The organism is Pseudomonas sp. lyk4-R2A-10 (genome assembly GCF_030209075.1).
Lineage (GTDB): Bacteria > Pseudomonadota > Gammaproteobacteria > Pseudomonadales > Pseudomonadaceae > Aquipseudomonas > Aquipseudomonas glycinae.
Genome location: NZ_JARVSR010000010.1, coordinates 124,540 through 141,114 on the forward strand (window position 1 = coordinate 124,540; position 16,575 = coordinate 141,114).

Sequence of the window (16,575 nt, forward strand, 5' to 3'; positions counted from 1 at the left end):
GAACAACCACTGCCTTCGGAGCCTTGCGTGGACAAACGCAACTGGATCGACTTGTCTCAGGATGCCGACACCGGGATCGAGTCGATTCGTGCCCATTTCCAGGGCCATGCCTACGATCCGCACTGGCATGACAGCTTTCTGGTGGGCGTCACCGAGCAGGGCGTGCAGCAGTTTCATTGCCGGCGCGTGCGCCATCTGAGTACGCCAGGCAAGATTTTCATGCTGGAGCCGGGGGAGATCCACGACGGGCACGCGCCGACGGAGGAGGGCTTCACCTATTCCATGCTCTACCTCGACCCGCACTGGCTGGAGCGTGAATTGCGCGTGCTGTTCGAGCATGCGCCGGATAACAGCCAGCTCGGGTTCACCGATACCCTGAGTCAGGATTCGCGCCTGTCCACGGCCATCAATCAGGCCTTCAACGCCCTGCATCAAGGCGACTTGCGCATCGTGCGTCAGACCGCCATCGACACCTTGCTCGGCGCGCTGACATCCCACCTCGACTGGCGCAAGCGTCAACCGTTCGATCCGCGCCTGCCACGCGTGGCCCAGGTGGCGCGGGACTATCTGCATGCTCATGCCTTTGAGGACATCGGGCTGGACGACCTGGCCCAAGCCTGCGGGGTCGATCGCTTTCGTCTGACCCGTGCATTCAAGGCCGCTTTCGGACTGGCGCCGCATGCGTATCTGATCCAGTTGCGCCTGGCCCGCGCCCGCCAGTTGCTGGCGCGTGGCGAAACCCCCGCCACCGTCGCCAGCGCCCTCGGTTTCGCCGATCAAAGCCATCTCGGGCGCTGGTTCCGCCGTGCCTATCACCTGACACCGGCGGATTACCGCAAGCGCTGCTCAAACCTTCCAGACTGAACCCCGCGCAACCGCGACCATGGTCTCCTGTTTTGATTCGGGAGTCCTGTCATGGAATCGTTGCTGCCTTTTCTGCTGTTTTCATTCGTTGCCTCGATCACCCCGGGGCCGACCAATATTCTGGTGATGAGCCACAGCTCGCGACGCGGTCTGACGGCCACCGTGCCGATCATCTTCGGCGCGTGTGTTTCGGCGGCGCTGGTGGTGTTGGTGGTCGGACTCGGCGTGGGAGAAACCTTGTTGCGCTATCCCCTTGTGCAACAGGCGATGGCCTGGGCCGGGGTGTTGTGGCTGAGCTGGCTGGCGTGGCAGATCTTTCGCAGTACGCCGCCGTCGCTGGACTCGGCGACAGCGGCTGATGACGGCCTCAGCGTTGTCGGTGCCGCGGGCCTGCAAATGATCAACCCCAAGGTCTGGATGATGGCCGTGGCGGTGGTGAGTGTGTTTGGCGGCAACGGCGACGACAGCGCGCGGATGCTGCTGTTGTCGGCGGTTTTTCTAATGGTCTGCCTGCCGTGCATGACGGCGTGGGCGCTGCTGGGCGTGGGCAGCGCGCGGTTCTTTGGCTCGCCACGGGCGTTTCGGCGCATGAATGCCGTGCTGGCGGTTTTGTTGTTGCTGTCGGCCTGGTTGGCGGTGTTGGTCTAGGCATCGCGGTTGGTCACATAAATTTGAAATGCCCGCCGTTGCCCCCCAGAATCGCGCCCCGATCCGGCCACCAGCGCCGGGCGTTCAGAGTGAAAGGGGTTGCGGTTGAACGAACAGACATTGTCCATGCGCCTGGAGCGGGTGGCGGCGCACGTGCCCGCCGATGCGCGGCTGGCCGATATCGGCTCGGATCACGGTTACCTGCCGGTGGCCCTGATGCGCCGTGGCGCGATCGCGGCGGCGGTGGCGGGCGAGATGGCCGAGACGCCGTTCCGTTCGGCGCAACGCACCGTGCGCGACAACGATCTTGAGCAGCAGATCACCGTGCGCCTGGCCAATGGCTTGATGGCCGTCGAACCGGAAGACGGGATCACGGCAATTACCGTGTGTGGCATGGGCGGTGAAACCATCCGCGACATCCTCGAAGCCGGCAAGGCGCGCCTGAGCGGTCGCGAACGCCTGATCCTGCAACCCAACGGCGGCGAGCAACCGCTGCGCCAATGGTTGATGGACAACGACTACCGAATCCTCTGTGAGGAAATCCTTCGGGAGAACCGCTTCGACTACGAAATCATCGTGGCCGAGCGGGGCGGGCCGGTTTCCTATACCGCCGAGGAACTGTACTTCGGGCCGCTGCAGTTGCAGGCACGCAGTCCGGCGTTTGTCAGTAAGTGGCAGCACCGGCTGCGGCACAAGCAGCAGACATTGGCTAATTTTGGGCGGGCACGGCATGGCGTTTGCGAGCGCAAGGTGCAGGATCTGACGCAGCAAGTGCGCTGGATCACTGACGTGCTGGGGTGAAGCACGCCCAACGCTGATATCATCCAACCACTTTCAAGCAGGCCAAAAAACACCATGAACCGTCAGAAAAAACTGCAACAGCTCTTCAAGGAAAAATCCAGAAAGGCCAACGCCAAACTGGCACCCAAGAGCAACAAGCCGAGGTACATCAGTAAGGCGGATCGTTTGAAACTGGCGACTGAAGTGGTTCCAGAGTCAACTGACACCCCTGAGGCCTGATCAAGCAGGCGCGCAGCGGTACAGGCCCCATCAGGTTTTTCCTCAGGTACTCGGCGGTTTCGCCAGCTCAATCCCCGCTGCCCCCAGCCGCTTGAGAATCTCGAACAACAGATCACTCTTGGTCGTCCCGACAATCCTCGGGCTCGCAACATAGCCGGTCACCGTCAACGTAATCCCGTCCGGCGTCAGCTTGCTGAAGCGCACGAACGGCGCCGGTTTCTCGAGGATGGTTTCGTGTTCCTTGTAGGTGTCGAACAGCAGGTTCTGCACCTGTTCGGGGTCGATGTCCAGCGGGAACATCAGCTCCAGCGTCGCCACGCCTTGGGCGCTGCCGCCGAGGGTGACGTTGCGCAGGTTCTGCGAGATCAGTTGCGAGTTGGGCACGATCACGATCGAGCGATCGCTGAGCTGGATCTCGGTGGCGCGCACGTTGATCCGGCGGATGTCGCCCTCGACGCCGCTGATGCTGATCAGGTCGCCGACCTTGACCGGCCGTTCGGTGAGCAGGATCAGCCCGGAGACGAAGTTCTTCACGATCTCCTGCAAGCCGAAGCCGATGCCCACCGACAGGGCGCTGACGATCCACGCCAGGTTGGTCCACTGCACGCCCAGCGATGACAGGGTCAGCAGGATCACCACCGCATAACCGATGTTGGAAAACAGCGTGCTGAGTGAGGCGCACATGCCCGGGTCCATGTCGGTCTTGGGCAGGAACTCGTTGTCGAGCCAGCGGCGCAGGGCGCGGATCAGGTAGATGCCGATCAGCAGCGCCAGCATCGCGTTGAGCAAATGGCCGGGGACGATGTTCAGTTTGCGCAGGCCGGCGCCGCCGAGGATCGTGCCGATGTTGTTGGCCAGTTGGCCCAGGGTGGTGCCGATCCCGCCGACAAACAGCGTGATGACGGCCAACAGCAGCAGCGCAGCCCGACCGAAACCGGCCAGCAGGGTCGAGGCCTGTTCGAGACGCCGGTCGCCGACCCCCAGCAGCTGTTTCAGCGCCTTGCCGCTGGAGTGGCGGGGCGAGAAGAAGTACTCGCAGCTGTCCTTGAGCAACTGCATCAGCAGGTAAAACCCGGAAAACACGATAAACGCCCAGACCAGTTCGTAGGTGATGAACCGCGCCAGCGACACATACCCCGTCAGCAGGGTGCCGAACGACAGCACCATGGCCAGGGTGGCCACGGTGTAAATCACCCCGGCAAACGTGTTGCCCGCCACCTGCGTATCCCCGGCCGCCGCCAACACTTTGCGCACTTTACCGACGCGCATCAGCAACGTTGTGACGATGACCAGCACCACCAGCGCAATGATGCCTCGGCCTGCGAGCACGATCTGGCTGCTCATGCCGGAGGCATTGCTGACCTGCACCGCCGTCACCAGCACCAGCAGCGCGGCGGCGAGGATCCGCGCAAATGGCTGCAGCGCGTTTGCCACCTCGTCAGCCACCGCCGGCAAGCGCCACGACGGATGCTCGGTGGACAGCAGGGCGCGGCTGAGCCCTGTGATCAACACGCAGGCATAAACCACTTTCCCGAACTCATCGGAAAATGTCGCCAGCATCGGCGGCAACGGCACGTGACGGGTGCAGGCGTAATAGAGCAGTTGCAGGGCGATGGCGGTGGTCGCGAGTGTCGCCAGTGCCGAGGCGAACGCCAGTGAACTGCGGCGCAGTCGACCCTCCGGCATGCGGTGGATGCACACCCACGCCAGCCAGCGATCGGCCAGCCGCCGGCCCAGCGTCCAGACGACGAAGGCCAGCACCACCAGCAGGGCGGTGTAAAAACGCTGGCCGGGTTGCCAGGCTTCGGCACCGGTCTGTTGCACCTGTTCGACGAAAAAGCGCAGACGCTGGCGGTCGTCCGCTGACGGATTGACAAGGGGAGCCCAGAAACCGGGATTCAGAATGCTGTCGGTGCTGAGCGTCAGTTCGCTTTCGAGCAAGGTGCGGCGGATACCGGCGATCTGGGTGATCAGCTCCGTGGCGCTTTGCTTGAGGATGGCGAGGTTCTTCAACGCCGTATCGACTTTGGTTTTTTGCTCGATCAATGTCGCCCGCTGCGCCGCGATATCGGCTTGTTCGGCAGCGACCGCTTCGGCCGGCGCGGCACCGAGCACGCCCAGTTGCACGGCCATTTGCGCCTGCTGCGGCAACAGCGACGCCGACAGCCGATCAATGTCCAGAATGAACGTCTGCACCCGATCCTGCGGGCCTTCGAGCTGGTTGTAATTGTTGGCGGACGAGATCTGCTGCTTGAGTCCGTCGAGGCGCAGTTGCAAGGCTTGCAGATCGCTTTGCGAGACGCCGGGGAGCGGGGCGCCGGTGCTGACATCCGCTGTGCCGGACAGGTCGGCGGCCGACACCGCCACGAACCCCGAGCCGAGCAGGATCAAAGCGATGAACATCAATGACTTCAATGCATTACGCATGGGACTGGGCGATTCCGGTTGATCACACAAGCATTGAGGTTAGGTGATCGGGCGCCTGCTGCATCATTTTCTGCTGCTAATCCTGGCTTAATGCGTGTCCGGTGAGATCGCCGGGCGGCCGATTGTAGGCGCCCGTTTTCACGACTAGACTCCCGGCCATGAAACGCTATCTGCGGTTTTGTCTCGTTTTCCTGATCAGCCTGGCGCTTCCCCTCAGCGGGATGGCGGGCGTGCAGGCACCGACAGAACCGTGCCCGATGCAAATCATGGGCATGGCGATGATGGACGGCATGAACATGGATTGCTGCAAGGACATGAAGAGTCCTGCCGACCATGGTTCCCCCTGCAAACCCGGCCAGGAGTGCAAGACCGGCGGCCTGCTGCAAGTCGCGATCCTCAAGCCGCCCGTTACCGTGTTCAGTCCCGTCACGCATTCGTTCTTCAGTGATTCCCTGCCCGTAGCGGCCCCGTCCGGGGTCTGGCGACCGCCCCGCACCTGATTCCTGTCTCCCCTTGAAGCTCATTCCGCCCAGGCGGAGTGATTTGGCTGTGCGCGTGTTTTACGCCGCGCGCAGTGGACGATCACAGGAATCGTAAACATGACATTCAAGTGCAATTGCACGGGTTGGCCTCTGGTGGCCGGCCTTGCGGCAAGCGTGCTCGCGTGGCCGGGTTTCGCCACCGCGCTGACACTCGATCAAGCGCTGCGGCTGGCCGAAAACAATGCGCCGTCGCTGACCGCACAAGATCAGAAAATCCAGGCCGCCAGCAGCGCGGCCATTCCGGCGGGCGAGTTGCCCGATCCCAAGCTGTTGCTCGGTTTGCAGAACTACCCCGTGGGCGGCCCGGATCGCTGGAGCGTCGATCAGGACTTCATGACCATGCAGATGGTCGGTTACCGGCAGGAGATGCCCAACGCAGACAAACGCAAGGCGCGCATCGAAGTTGCCGACGCCGCTATTGAGCGCGCGGCGGCCGAGCGCAGGGTCGAGCGTTTGAAGGTGCGTCAGGCGACAGCGCTGGCGTGGATCAGCGGCTATTCGGTCGAGCGTAAGGAAGCGCTGTTCCGGGATCTCTTCAAGGAAAATCGCCTGCTGAGTGAGACCGTCCGGGCGCAGATCGCCGGTGGCCGCGCGCAACCTGCCGACGCGGTGACGCCGAAGCAGGAAGCGGCCCGACTCGCCGAGCAACAGGACAACCTGACCCTCGAGCGTACTCTGGCCCGAGCCGCGCTCAAACGCTGGATCGGCAGCGCCGCCAACGACAAGCCCGAGGGCGGTTTGCCCGTGTGGCCGGTCGATGCCTCGACCTTCAATCATCAACTGCAACACCATCCCGAACTCGCTGCTTTCGCGCCCATGACCCGCGAAGCCCAGGCCAGGGTGCAAGAGGCGGTGTCCGAGAAAAAGTCCGACTGGAGCTGGGAGGTAGATTACCAGCACCGGGGGCGCGAGTTTGGCGACATGGTCAGCGTGCAGTTTTCCTGGGATCTGCCGCTGTTTCCCGAGACGCGGCAGAACCCGAAAATCGCCGCCAGACAGGCCGAGGTCAGCCAACTGCAAGCCGAGCGCGAGGCCCTGTCCCGCGAGCACACCGAACAACTGGAAAACCAGTTGGCCGATTACCAGCGCCTCGATCGGGCCGTACGCCGCACCGAAGAAAGCCTGGTGCCGCTGGCCAGAGAGAAAGTCGATCTGAGCCTGGCCAGTTATCGCGCCGGCCAGGGCGATTTGAACGCGGTGGTCAACGCCCGCCGCGAACTCATCGAGGCCCGCCTCAAACAGATCGACATGGAAGAACAACGCGCGCTGACCGCTGCGCGTCTGCATTTCGCTTATGGGGAGACCAGCCTGTGAACCGTAAACAATGGAACGGCGTGTGGCTGGCCGGCCTCGCGCTGGCGGTGGGCGTGGGTGGCGGTTACGGATTGGCTTATCAGCGAATGAACGGAGTAGCGGCTTCAGCCCCAGCCCCAGCGCCGAGCACTGAGCCCAAGGCCTTGTACTGGTATGACCCGATGTACCCGCAGCAGAAGTTCGACAAACCGGGCAAGTCACCCTTCATGGACATGCAACTGGTGCCCCGATACGCCAGCGGCGAGGAGGGCAGTGCGACCGTCAGCATTGATCCGGGGCTGAGTCAGAACCTCGGTCTGCGTGTGGCGCCGGTCAGTCGCGGCGCCTTCACCTCAAGCCTCGATGTGAGCGGTGTGCTGGGGTTCAACGAGCGCGATGTCGCGGTGATCCAGGCGCGCACCAATGGGTTTGTCGAGCGGGTTTACGCCCGTGCGCCGGGGGACGTGCTCACGGCTGGCACGGCGTTGGCAGACATTCTCGTGCCGGAATGGACGGCGGCCCAGAGCGAGTTTCTGGCGCTCAGACGCAGCGGCGATGCCGACCTGATCGCGGCGGCGCGCCAGCGCTTGCGGCTGACCGGGATGCCAGCAAGCTTGATTGCTCAAGTGGAGCGCAGCGGCAAGGTGCAGTCCGAACTGACGGTCACCAGCCCTTTGGGCGGTGTGCTGCAAGCACTCGACGTGCGGGCGGGCATGACCGTGGCGAGCGGTGAAACCCTGGCGCGGGTCAACGGGCTGAACAGTGTCTGGCTCGCTGTGGCGGTGCCGGAATCGCAGACCGGTTCGGTTGCCGTGGGGCAGGCCGTCGAAGCACGCCTGCCGGCCTTTCCCGGCAGAGTGTTCAACGGAACGGTCAGCGCGATTCTGCCGGACACCAACCCGGACAGCCGAACCCTGCGCGTCAGGGTTGAGCTGACCAATGCCGACGGTCGATTGCGGCCGGGGATGACGGCGCAAGTGCGGTTGAACCGATCGACCGGGCAAGACAGTTTGTCGGTGCCCAGCGAGGCAGTTATTCGCACCGGCAAGCGGGCATTGGTCATGCTCGCCGAGGACGCGGGGCACTATCGCCCGGTGGAGGTGCGCCTCGGTCAGGAAAGCGACGGCAGAACGGTGATCCTCGAGGGCCTGGCAGAAGGGCAGAGCGTCGTGACGTCCGGCCAGTTCCTGCTCGATTCGGAGGCCAGTCTCAAGGGCATCGTCGCCGAGCCGCTTGAATCGGGCGGGAACGTTTTGGGGAGCCAGCCATGATCGCCGCGCTGATTCGCTGGTCCGTCGCCAATCGTTTTCTGGTGCTGCTGGCGACGCTGTTCGTCACGGGTTGGGGCGTGTGGTCGGTGCAGAACACACCGATCGATGCGCTGCCGGATCTGTCCGATGTGCAAGTGATCATCCGCACGCCGTACCCCGGACAGGCGCCGCAGATTGTCGAGAATCAGGTGACCTATCCGCTGACCACCACCATGCTCTCGGTGCCGGGGGCGAAAACCGTACGCGGTTATTCGTTCTTCGGTGACAGCTTCGTTTACGTGCTGTTCGAAGACGGCACCGATCAATACTGGGCGCGCTCGCGAGTGCTGGAGTACCTGAGCCAGATCCAGAGTCGCCTGCCTGCCGGCGTCAAACCGGGATTGGGTCCGGATGCGACCGGCGTCGGCTGGATCTATCAGTACGCGCTGGTGGATCGTAGCGGCGGGCATGATCTGGCGCAGCTTCGGGCGTTACAGGACTGGTTCCTCAAGTTCGAGCTCAAGACCCTGCCCGACGTCGCCGAGGTCGCTACCGTTGGCGGCATGGTCAAGCAGTATCAGGTGCAGCCCGATCCGGTGCGGCTGGCCAGTTTGGGTATCACTCTGGCGCAGGTGCGCGAAGCCATCGGCAAGGCCAATCAGGAAACCGGTGGCGCGGTGCTGGAAATGGCCGAGACCGAATTCATCGTGCGCGCTTCCGGCTACCTGAAGACGCTTGATGATTTTCGGGCGATCCCGTTAAAGCTCGGTGCTGGCGGGGTGCCGGTAACTCTCGGCGATGTCGCAACGGTTCAGACCGGGCCGGACATGCGTCGGGGCATCACCGAGCTGGACGGCCAGGGCGAAACCGTCGGCGGTGTGGTAATCCTGCGCAGCGGCAAGAACGCCCGCGAGACCATCGCGGCGGTCAAGGCCAAACTCGATGACATGAAAAGCAGCCTGCCGCCCGGCGTCGAGATCGTCACCACCTACGATCGCAGCAAACTGATCGATCACGCCGTGGAAAATCTCAGCCACAAACTGCTCGAAGAGTTCATCGTCGTCGCGCTGGTGTGCGGGATCTTCCTCTGGCATTTTCGCTCTTCGCTGGTGGCGATCATTTCGTTGCCGGTGGGCGTGCTGATCGCCTTCATCGTGATGCGTTATCAGGGCTTGAACGCCAACATCATGTCGTTGGGCGGGATCGCCATCGCCATTGGTGCGATGGTCGATGCGGCGGTGGTGATGATCGAGAACGCCCACAAGAAAATCGAAGCGTGGCACGCGGCCAATCCGGGGCAGGCGCTCAAGGGCGAGCGCCATTGGCAGGTGATGACCGACGCGGCAGCGGAGGTGGGGCCGGCGCTGTTTTTCTGTTTGCTGATCATCACGCTGTCGTTCATTCCGGTGTTCACCTTGCAGGCCCAGGAAGGGCGGCTGTTCGGTCCGCTGGCGTTCACCAAGACCTACGCCATGGCAGCAGCAGCGGGACTTTCTGTGACGCTGGTACCGGTGCTGATGGGCTACTGGATTCGCGGGCGGATTCCGGATGAGCGCCACAATCCGCTCAACCGCTGGTTGATCCGGATTTATCAACCGGCGCTGGATGCGGTGTTGCGCCGGCCGAAATTCACTTTGCTGGTGGCGCTGTTGGTGTTTGTCAGCGCTGCCTGGCCGATTTCGCAGCTCGGTGGCGAATTCCTCCCGCCGCTGGACGAGGGCGATCTGCTGTACATGCCTTCGGCCTTGCCGGGTTTGTCGGCGCAAAAAGCCGCGCAACTGTTGCAGCAGACCGATCGGCTGATCAAGTCAGTGCCCGAGGTCGAGCATGTATTCGGCAAGGCTGGTCGTGCGGAAACCGCTACCGACCCGGCACCGCTGGAAATGTTCGAAACCACGATCCAGTTCAAGCCCCACGATCAATGGCGCCCAGGCATGACCCCGGAAAAACTCGTGGAAGAACTGGATCGCGTGGTGCGCGTGCCGGGCCTGACCAACATCTGGATTCCACCGATCCGCAACCGCATCGACATGCTCGCCACCGGGATCAAAACTCCCATCGGCGTGAAAGTCGCCGGCAACGATCTGGCCCAGATCGACGCCGCGACCCAGGCCGTCGAGCGGGTGGCCAAAGGTGTGCCCGGCGTCAGTTCGGCACTGGCCGAGCGCCTGACCGGTGGCCGCTACATCGACGTGGATATCGACCGCAACGCCGCCGGCCGCTACGGGCTGAACATCAGCGATGTGCAATCCATCGTCTCCGGTGCCATTGGCGGGGAAAACATCGGGGAAACCATCGAGGGGCTGGCGCGGTTTCCGATCAACATCCGTTATCCACGAGAGTGGCGTGATTCGCCCGGCGCGCTGGAGCAATTGCCGATCTACACGCCTTCCGGCAGCCAGATCACCCTCGGCATGCTGGCGAAGATCAAGGTCACGGACGGCCCACCGATGCTCAAGAGCGAGAATGCCCGGCCTTCCGGTTGGGTGTACATCGACGTGCGCGGGCGGGACATCGCTTCGGTGGTGGCCGATCTGCGTCGCGCCGTCAATGAACAGGTGAAATTGCAGCCCGGTATGAGCCTGAGCTATTCGGGGCAGTTCGAGTTTCTGGAACGGGCCAATGCGCGGCTGAAACTGGTCGTGCCGGCCACGCTGCTGATTATCTTCGTGCTGCTCTATCTGACGTTCGCTCGCTTCGATGAAGCGCTGCTGATCATGGCCACGTTGCCGTTCGCATTGAGCGGCGGTGCGTGGTTCCTGTATTTGCTGGGCTACAACTTGTCGGTCGCGACCGGTGTGGGCTTTATTGCACTGGCCGGGGTTTCGGCCGAGTTCGGCGTGATCATGCTGCTTTACCTGAAGAACGCCTGGGCCGAGCGCGAAGAACTCGGTGATCACTCCGAACGCGGGCTGGTCGCGGCGATTCGCGAAGGCGCTGTGCAACGCGTGCGCCCCAAGGCGATGACCGTGGCCGTGATCATCGCCGGCCTGTTGCCGATTCTGCTGGGCAGCGGCACCGGCAGCGAAGTCATGAGCCGCATCGCCGCGCCCATGGTCGGCGGCATGGTCACGGCGCCGCTGTTGTCCCTGTTTGTCATACCGGCGGCGTATCGCCTGATGCGCCGTCGACGGTTGCCCGCTGAAAACAAGTCACCTCAAAGCGACGATGCTTCCATCCAGCCGTAACCCGGCGACGAAAAAAAAACCGGTGCGAACGTTCGCACCGGTTTTTTATTGTGAGGTCTGGTCATCAGATCGACCGCTGATTGACCCGCTGCATCAACTCTTCTGCCGATTCCTTGCGCTCCGAGTAGCGATCCACCAGTTCCGGGCGATCACGCAGCAACAGCGTGAATTTCACCAACTCTTCCATCACGTCCACCACCCGGTCGTACAGCGCCGACGGTTTCATGCGGTTGCCTTCGTCGAATTCCAGATAAGCCTTGGGCACCGATGACTGATTGGGGATGGTGAACATGCGCATCCAGCGGCCGAGCACGCGCAGTTGATTGACCACGTTGAACGACTGCGAGCCGCCGCAGACCTGCATCACCGCCAGGGTCTTGCCCTGGGTCGGGCGCACCGCACCGAGGGCCAGCGGCACCCAGTCGATCTGCGCCTTGAACACCGCCGACATGGCGCCGTGGCGTTCCGGCGAGCACCAGACCTGGCCTTCGGACCATTGCATCAGCTCGAGCAGTTCCTGGACTTTCGGGTGATCGCCCGGCGCATCGTCCGGCAGCGGCAGGCCCGAAGGGTTGAAGATTCGCGTCTCGGCACCGAAGTGCTCCAGCAGGCGGGCGGCTTCTTCGACCAGCAAACGGCTGAAGGAGCGCGGGCGAGTCGAACCGTACAGCAACAGGATGCGCGGCTTGTGGGCGCCTTCGTCACACGTGGTTGTTTGAACCAGTGAAGGATCGAGGTTGGGCAAGTTGGTCATGTTAGCTCCGGTTACAGCGTGCTGATGCGGTCGAGCTCGCGCTTGAGGGCATCACGGTCAAGTTCGGCGAAGGGCAGGGCGAGGAAGGCCCGGCAGCGGGTTTCGATTTGGGCGAGGGTGGCGCGGAAGGCGGCATCAATGGTGCGTTCATCGCCGACCACATCCGACGGATCTTCCAGCCCCCAATGGGCTTTCAGGGCCGGGCCGAAATACACCGGGCAGGCTTCACCGGCGGCCTTGTCGCACACGGTGATGACGATGTCCGGCGGATTGTCTTCGAAGGCCTCGTTGCCCTTGCTGCTCAACCCGGCGATGGAAATGCCGGCCGCCTGCAACGTGGTCAGGCTGCGCGGCAGCACCTGGCCCTTGGGGAAACTGCCGGCACTGACTGCTTCGAAACCGGCCGGCGCCAAGTGATTGAACATCGCCTCCGACAGAATGCTGCGGCAGCTGTTGGCGGTGCACATGAATAGAACGCGCATGATGATTCCTCTTTCCAGACAGGCGTTAAACGCTCAGGCGCAGGGCCAGGGCAGACAAGGTGATGAACAGAATCGGCAGGGTCAGCACCACGCCGGTCATGAAGTAATAACCCCAGGTGATGCGGATCCCTTTGCGCTCCAGCACGTGCAGCCAGAGCAGCGTTGCCAGACTGCCGATGGGGGTGATTTTCGGGCCCAGGTCCGAGCCGATGACATTGGCGTAGATCATCGCCTCGCGTATCACGCCGACGGCATCACTGGCCTGGATCGACAACGCGCCCACCAACACTGTCGGCATGTTGTTCATCGCGGACGACAGCAGGGCGGTCAGAAATCCCGTACCCAGCGCCGCGGCCCAGAGCCCGGTACCGGCCAGATAATTCAGTGCCGTCGCCAGATAATCCGTCAGCCCGGCGTTCTTCAGCCCGTACACCACCAGGTACATGCCGAGCGAGAAAATCACGATCTGCCAAGGGGCTTCGCGCAGCACGCGCCGGGTCGAAATCACATGACCCCGCGCCGCCACCGCGAACAGCAGCGCCGCGCAGACTGCGGCAATCGCACTGATGGGAATGCCCAGCGGTTCCAGGGCGAACAGACCGATCAGGAGCAGCCCCAACACGATCCAGCCGACCCGGAAAGTCAGCCCGTCGCGGATGGCCAGTCGCGGATCCTGCAAGTCATCCAGTGAGTAATGTGTGGGTATGTCACGCCGGAAGAACCAGTACAGCACCCCCAGAGTGGAGGCCACGGCAACCGCGTTGACCGGCACCATCACCGAGGCATATTCGCTGAAGCCAAGGCCGAAATAATCGGCGGAAACGATGTTGACCAGGTTGGACACCACCAGTGGCAGGCTCGCGGTATCGGCGATGAAACCGGCCGCCATGACGAACGCCAAAGTGGAAGCCGCCGAGAAGCGCAGGGCGAGCAGTATCGAAATCACAATCGGCGTCAGGATCAGCGCCGCGCCATCGTTGGCAAACAGCGCAGAAACGGCCGCGCCCAACAACACCGTAAAGACGAACAGACGCCGGCCATCGCCCTTTGCCCAACGGGCGACGTGCAACGCGGCCCACTGGAAAAAACCGGCTTCGTCGAGCAACAGGCTAATGATAATGACGGCAATGAACGTCGCGGTCGCGTTCCAGACAATGCCCCACACCGTGGGAATATCGCCCAGGGTCACAACCCCGCTGAGCAGCGCCAGCACCGCGCCGAGCGTCGCACTCCAGCCGACACCCAGCCCCTTCGGCTGCCAGATGACCAGCACAATCGTGAACAGAAAAATAGCAAAAGCAAAAAACATGGGAATCCCGAAAGCCTGAGGCTTAGCAGCAAGCGGAAGTATTGAGCGGGCGATCGCCCATGGCCGCCAGCCGCGCGCTGTTTTCTTCCAGCCAGGCGGTGTTGGCGGCGAGCGTGGTATCGAGCAGAGTGCGAATCCATGCGGGCAAATCAGGGTTGAGCCGGTAATAAACCCACTGGCCCTGACGACGATCCAGCAGCAGACCGCATGTGCGCAGCTGCGCGAGATGGCGGGAGATTTTCGGCTGACTGTCGTCCAGCGCGCAGACCAGTTCGCAGACACACAGCTCACCTTCACGGGTGATCAGCAGTGTGGCCCGGGCGCGGGTTTCGTCGGCGAGGCATTTGAAAACGGAGGCGGGGTTGAGCATGACGATGTCTTCAGTACATATGGTTGTCCGAATATACGGATATCCATATGTGCTGGGCAAGCCTTAGTTTGATGAGGTGGCAGCTCTCGACCGAAGGTGTGTTTAGCGCAGGCGCCTCAACGCTTGCTGAACGCCAACCTCGCAGCAAACAACACGAAAATCATCCCGGTGGTGCGATCCATCCAGCGAATCACCTTCTCGCGCCGCAGGAACCCGGACAGTGGCTGCGTCGCGCCAATCAACACCAGCGACCAGATCAGCCCGAGCACCACATGAATGCTCACCAGCCCGAACGTCCACGGCACCAGCGGCTGACCTTGCGGAATGAACTGCGGCAGAAACGACACGTAGAAAATCCCGATCTTCGGATTCAGCACATTCCCCAGCATGCCCTTGAAAAACCAGTTCGCCCCCGGCTTTCCGTCGGCCTCGGCCGGTGCCAGCGAACGACGAGGGCGCAGCAGCATGTTCAACCCCAGCCACGCCAGATACGCCGCGCCGCAATACTTCAACAGGTTGTAGGCCAGCTCCGACACCGCAATCAACGCCCCCAACCCAAACGCCACCGCCGCGCCCCACAACAGACAACCGGCGTTGATCCCCAATGCTGCTCGCAACGCCTGCTGTTTGCCCTCGACGGTGGCGGTGCGCAGCACCAGCGCGGTGTCGAGACCGGGCGTCAGGGTCAGCAGCGTGGCAGCGAAAGTGAAGGCGAGGAGATTGTCGGCGATGGACATGGCGCGTAGGTTCCCGGTACTGGATGCGGGAACGGTAGCGGTTTCAGGCAGGGGGATCCAGCAGGGAAATCAGGCGCGGTTCGATGTGGTCGGGTTGTATCTCGAGGATCGCCAGCGTGACCGGCAATTTGAAACGCCGAGGGCCGGCGCTGCCGGGGTTCACGTAGAGACGATCACCGCGCCATTCGATGCGGGGTTTGTGGGAATGGCCGGTGATGATGAGCTTGATGCCCGGATCGAGATCGGCGGGGACGTCGGCGATGTCGTGGACGAGGAGTGCTGGCCAGCCGTTGAGGATGAAGGTCAGGAGGTCGGGGAGGTTTTCGGCCCACGGGCTGTTGAGATCGTTGTTGCCGCGCACGGCGTGGACGGGGGCGATTTTTGCCAGTTGGGCGAGGATGTCCGGGTTGCCGATGTCGCCGGCGTGGACGATCTGGTCACAACCCTGGAGCGCGGCAAGGGCTTCGGGGCGCAGGAGGTTGTGGGTGTCGGAGATCAGGGCGGTTTTCATGGATATCTCCGTTGATGTTTTGAAAGACGAATTGTTGGTTCGGTTATATATGAAGCCATTTAACGGTATCAAATAATTTGAACCGCTTCAGGACGCTCTCGCCTAATGATCAGCTTGTGGAAAATTTCACAGGCAATGTGCCAATACCGGCACTTCGAGAGGTGGTCGACGTGGCTAAAGAAGAGAAGAAAAATAAAGGTGAGTCCTCGAAAAATGCCAAGGAATTGAAAGACAAGAAATCGTCCCCAACGAAAAAGTCAGCGGCTGCCTCGGCTCTTGCCAAATCGCCCGAAAAGAAAGACAAGAAAAAAGATGCCGAACCAAAAAAATCTGCAAAAAAAACTGACAGCAAGACAACCAAGGCTAAAAAGTCAGACAAAGCAGAAAAACCGGCGAACAAGAAAAAGTGATATCAGCTAGGGCTACTCGCCCTAGCGTCCTACGCTTGTATTTCCAATCATTATTACCTCTCGCAGCAATTGCCGATTACTGACTCACTTCCGCTATTTGCAATCACCTCACCCCCTACTCATGCAGAGTGCATGCTTATATTTTGCCATCACATTGCGCAACTCCTTGATATTTAATGCCATTTAAAAGCTGTGATGCTGGCACAAAATATGCGAGATCTGTCCGGAATAACGCGAGAATTGCCGACCTTGATCGGCGAACAATCATCCGTGATAGAGGCCTGAAATGAACGCCATCGACCTTCTGAAAACTGACCACGAAAAAGTTAAAGGCATTCTGAATCAACTCAGTGAATCCACCGATCGCGCATTAAAAAAGCGTGCGGAGTTGCTGGACAAGCTTGAACTGGAAATTACCATTCATACTCAGCTCGAGGAGCAGATTCTGTATCCGGCTTTCAAGGAGGCAGGCGATAAGGAACAGGATGAGATGTACTACGAGGCGAAAGAAGAACACCGCACGGTAGATTCACTGGTATTGCCTGACCTGAAATCCACCGATCCTTCTACACCTGAGTTTGCCGGCCGCGTGAAGGTGGTCAAAGAGCTTCTGGAACACCATATTGAGGAAGAGGAAACTGAGATGTTTCCTCAGGCCAGAAAGCTGCTGGGCAAGGCAAAGCTCGAGGAGCTGGGCAAGGAAATGGAAGTGATGAAGGCTTCACTCAAGAAAAGCCTCGGCGGGGCGAATATGGCAGCCTGAACAATTA

Annotated in this window: 17 protein-coding genes; 10 read left to right on the forward strand and 7 right to left on the reverse strand. The window is 61.6% G+C overall.

Features of this window, described 5'->3' with window-relative positions:
- The first annotated feature begins 27 nt into the window (after positions 1-27).
- The 4 genes from QRN46_RS13940 (at position 28) to QRN46_RS13955 (ending at position 2,532) form a co-directional block, all read left to right on the forward strand.
- Complete coding sequence (locus QRN46_RS13940) at positions 28-864, forward strand: AraC family transcriptional regulator (RefSeq protein WP_134333788.1); 837 nt, start codon at positions 28-30, stop codon at positions 862-864.
- A 51-nt stretch (positions 865-915) separates the two neighbouring features.
- On the forward strand, positions 916-1,512 hold the full coding sequence (locus QRN46_RS13945) for a LysE family translocator (protein WP_221614880.1): 597 nt from the start codon (positions 916-918) through the stop codon (positions 1,510-1,512).
- A gap of 105 nt (positions 1,513-1,617) precedes the next feature.
- A complete protein-coding gene (locus QRN46_RS13950) occupies positions 1,618-2,313 on the forward strand; it encodes a tRNA (adenine(22)-N(1))-methyltransferase (protein ID WP_285355282.1) in 696 nt (231 codons plus the stop codon).
- 54 nt (positions 2,314-2,367) lie between these two features.
- Entirely contained in the window at positions 2,368-2,532 is a 165-nt protein-coding gene (locus QRN46_RS13955; RefSeq protein WP_201818133.1) for a DUF2986 domain-containing protein, read from the forward strand.
- 42 nt (positions 2,533-2,574) lie between these two features.
- On the opposite strand, the gene QRN46_RS13960 is transcribed toward QRN46_RS13955, so the two are convergent.
- Complete coding sequence (locus QRN46_RS13960) at positions 2,575-4,959, reverse strand: DUF3772 domain-containing protein (protein ID WP_285355285.1); 2,385 nt, start codon at positions 4,957-4,959, stop codon at positions 2,575-2,577.
- Between the two features lie 158 nt (positions 4,960-5,117).
- Between QRN46_RS13960 and QRN46_RS13965 the strand changes: the two genes are divergently transcribed.
- The 4 genes from QRN46_RS13965 to QRN46_RS13980 all read left to right on the forward strand — a co-directional run bounded on the left by QRN46_RS13965 (position 5,118) and on the right by QRN46_RS13980 (position 11,232).
- Complete coding sequence (locus tag QRN46_RS13965; protein WP_221614877.1) at positions 5,118-5,459, forward strand: hypothetical protein; 342 nt, start codon at positions 5,118-5,120, stop codon at positions 5,457-5,459.
- Between the two features lie 99 nt (positions 5,460-5,558).
- Entirely contained in the window at positions 5,559-6,815 is a 1,257-nt protein-coding gene (locus QRN46_RS13970; RefSeq protein WP_011333817.1) for a TolC family protein, read from the forward strand.
- Positions 6,812-8,065, forward strand: coding sequence for an efflux RND transporter periplasmic adaptor subunit (locus tag QRN46_RS13975; protein ID WP_285355288.1), 1,254 nt, complete (start codon positions 6,812-6,814; stop codon positions 8,063-8,065). The genes QRN46_RS13970 and QRN46_RS13975 overlap by 4 nt, the downstream gene beginning before the upstream one ends.
- Positions 8,062-11,232 (forward strand): efflux RND transporter permease subunit, encoded by a 3,171-nt coding sequence (locus QRN46_RS13980; protein WP_285355291.1) that lies wholly within the window; start codon positions 8,062-8,064, stop codon positions 11,230-11,232. The genes QRN46_RS13975 and QRN46_RS13980 overlap by 4 nt, the downstream gene beginning before the upstream one ends.
- 64 nt (positions 11,233-11,296) lie before the next feature.
- On the opposite strand, the gene arsH is transcribed toward QRN46_RS13980, so the two are convergent.
- The 6 genes from arsH to QRN46_RS14010 form a co-directional block, all read right to left on the reverse strand.
- Positions 11,297-11,986 (reverse strand): arsenical resistance protein ArsH, encoded by a 690-nt coding sequence (arsH, locus tag QRN46_RS13985; RefSeq protein ID WP_011333820.1) that lies wholly within the window; start codon positions 11,984-11,986, stop codon positions 11,297-11,299.
- Between the two features lie 11 nt (positions 11,987-11,997).
- Positions 11,998-12,468 (reverse strand): arsenate reductase ArsC, encoded by a 471-nt coding sequence (locus QRN46_RS13990; protein WP_011333821.1) that lies wholly within the window; start codon positions 12,466-12,468, stop codon positions 11,998-12,000.
- Positions 12,469-12,493: 25 nt separating this feature from the next.
- Positions 12,494-13,777: an arsenic transporter gene (locus QRN46_RS13995; RefSeq protein WP_011333822.1), complete on the reverse strand. Its 1,284-nt coding sequence runs from the start codon at positions 13,775-13,777 to the stop codon at positions 12,494-12,496.
- Between the two features lie 22 nt (positions 13,778-13,799).
- Complete coding sequence (locus tag QRN46_RS14000; protein WP_007955340.1) at positions 13,800-14,147, reverse strand: metalloregulator ArsR/SmtB family transcription factor; 348 nt, start codon at positions 14,145-14,147, stop codon at positions 13,800-13,802.
- Positions 14,148-14,263: 116 nt separating this feature from the next.
- Positions 14,264-14,884, reverse strand: a complete 621-nt coding sequence (locus tag QRN46_RS14005) for a LysE family translocator (RefSeq protein ID WP_285355297.1) — start codon at positions 14,882-14,884, stop codon at positions 14,264-14,266.
- A 43-nt stretch (positions 14,885-14,927) separates the two neighbouring features.
- Positions 14,928-15,395, reverse strand: a complete 468-nt coding sequence (locus QRN46_RS14010) for a metallophosphoesterase family protein (RefSeq protein ID WP_011333825.1) — start codon at positions 15,393-15,395, stop codon at positions 14,928-14,930.
- Positions 15,396-15,565: 170 nt separating this feature from the next.
- On the opposite strand from QRN46_RS14010, the gene QRN46_RS14015 reads away from it, so the two are divergent.
- Both QRN46_RS14015 and QRN46_RS14020 read left to right on the forward strand, forming a co-directional pair.
- Entirely contained in the window at positions 15,566-15,805 is a 240-nt protein-coding gene (locus QRN46_RS14015; protein ID WP_011333826.1) for a hypothetical protein, read from the forward strand.
- A 286-nt stretch (positions 15,806-16,091) separates the two neighbouring features.
- The gene (locus tag QRN46_RS14020; RefSeq protein ID WP_011333827.1) at positions 16,092-16,568 is read left to right on the forward strand and encodes a PA2171 family ribosome-binding persister protein; all 477 of its coding nucleotides are present in this window, start codon (positions 16,092-16,094) and stop codon (positions 16,566-16,568) included.
- Positions 16,569-16,575: the final 7 nt, after the last annotated feature.

Excerpts from the sequence above, each read along its gene's own strand:
- QRN46_RS13945 (WP_221614880.1), top strand. The coding sequence starts at position 916 with ATGGAATCGTTGCTGCCTTTTCTGCTGTTTTCATTCGTTGCCTCGATC.
- QRN46_RS13955 (WP_201818133.1), top strand. The coding sequence starts at position 2,368 with ATGAACCGTCAGAAAAAACTGCAACAGCTCTTCAAGGAAAAATCCAGA.
- QRN46_RS13960 (WP_285355285.1), bottom strand. The coding sequence starts at position 4,959 with ATGCGTAATGCATTGAAGTCATTGATGTTCATCGCTTTGATCCTGCTC.
- QRN46_RS13965 (WP_221614877.1), top strand. The coding sequence starts at position 5,118 with ATGAAACGCTATCTGCGGTTTTGTCTCGTTTTCCTGATCAGCCTGGCG.
- QRN46_RS13970 (WP_011333817.1), top strand. The coding sequence starts at position 5,559 with ATGACATTCAAGTGCAATTGCACGGGTTGGCCTCTGGTGGCCGGCCTT.
- QRN46_RS13980 (WP_285355291.1), top strand. The coding sequence starts at position 8,062 with ATGATCGCCGCGCTGATTCGCTGGTCCGTCGCCAATCGTTTTCTGGTG.
- arsH (WP_011333820.1), bottom strand. The coding sequence starts at position 11,986 with ATGACCAACTTGCCCAACCTCGATCCTTCACTGGTTCAAACAACCACG.
- QRN46_RS13990 (WP_011333821.1), bottom strand. The coding sequence starts at position 12,468 with ATGCGCGTTCTATTCATGTGCACCGCCAACAGCTGCCGCAGCATTCTG.
- QRN46_RS13995 (WP_011333822.1), bottom strand. The coding sequence starts at position 13,777 with ATGTTTTTTGCTTTTGCTATTTTTCTGTTCACGATTGTGCTGGTCATC.
- QRN46_RS14000 (WP_007955340.1), bottom strand. The coding sequence starts at position 14,147 with ATGCTCAACCCCGCCTCCGTTTTCAAATGCCTCGCCGACGAAACCCGC.
- QRN46_RS14005 (WP_285355297.1), bottom strand. The coding sequence starts at position 14,884 with ATGTCCATCGCCGACAATCTCCTCGCCTTCACTTTCGCTGCCACGCTG.
- QRN46_RS14010 (WP_011333825.1), bottom strand. The coding sequence starts at position 15,395 with ATGAAAACCGCCCTGATCTCCGACACCCACAACCTCCTGCGCCCCGAA.
- QRN46_RS14020 (WP_011333827.1), top strand. The coding sequence starts at position 16,092 with ATGAACGCCATCGACCTTCTGAAAACTGACCACGAAAAAGTTAAAGGC.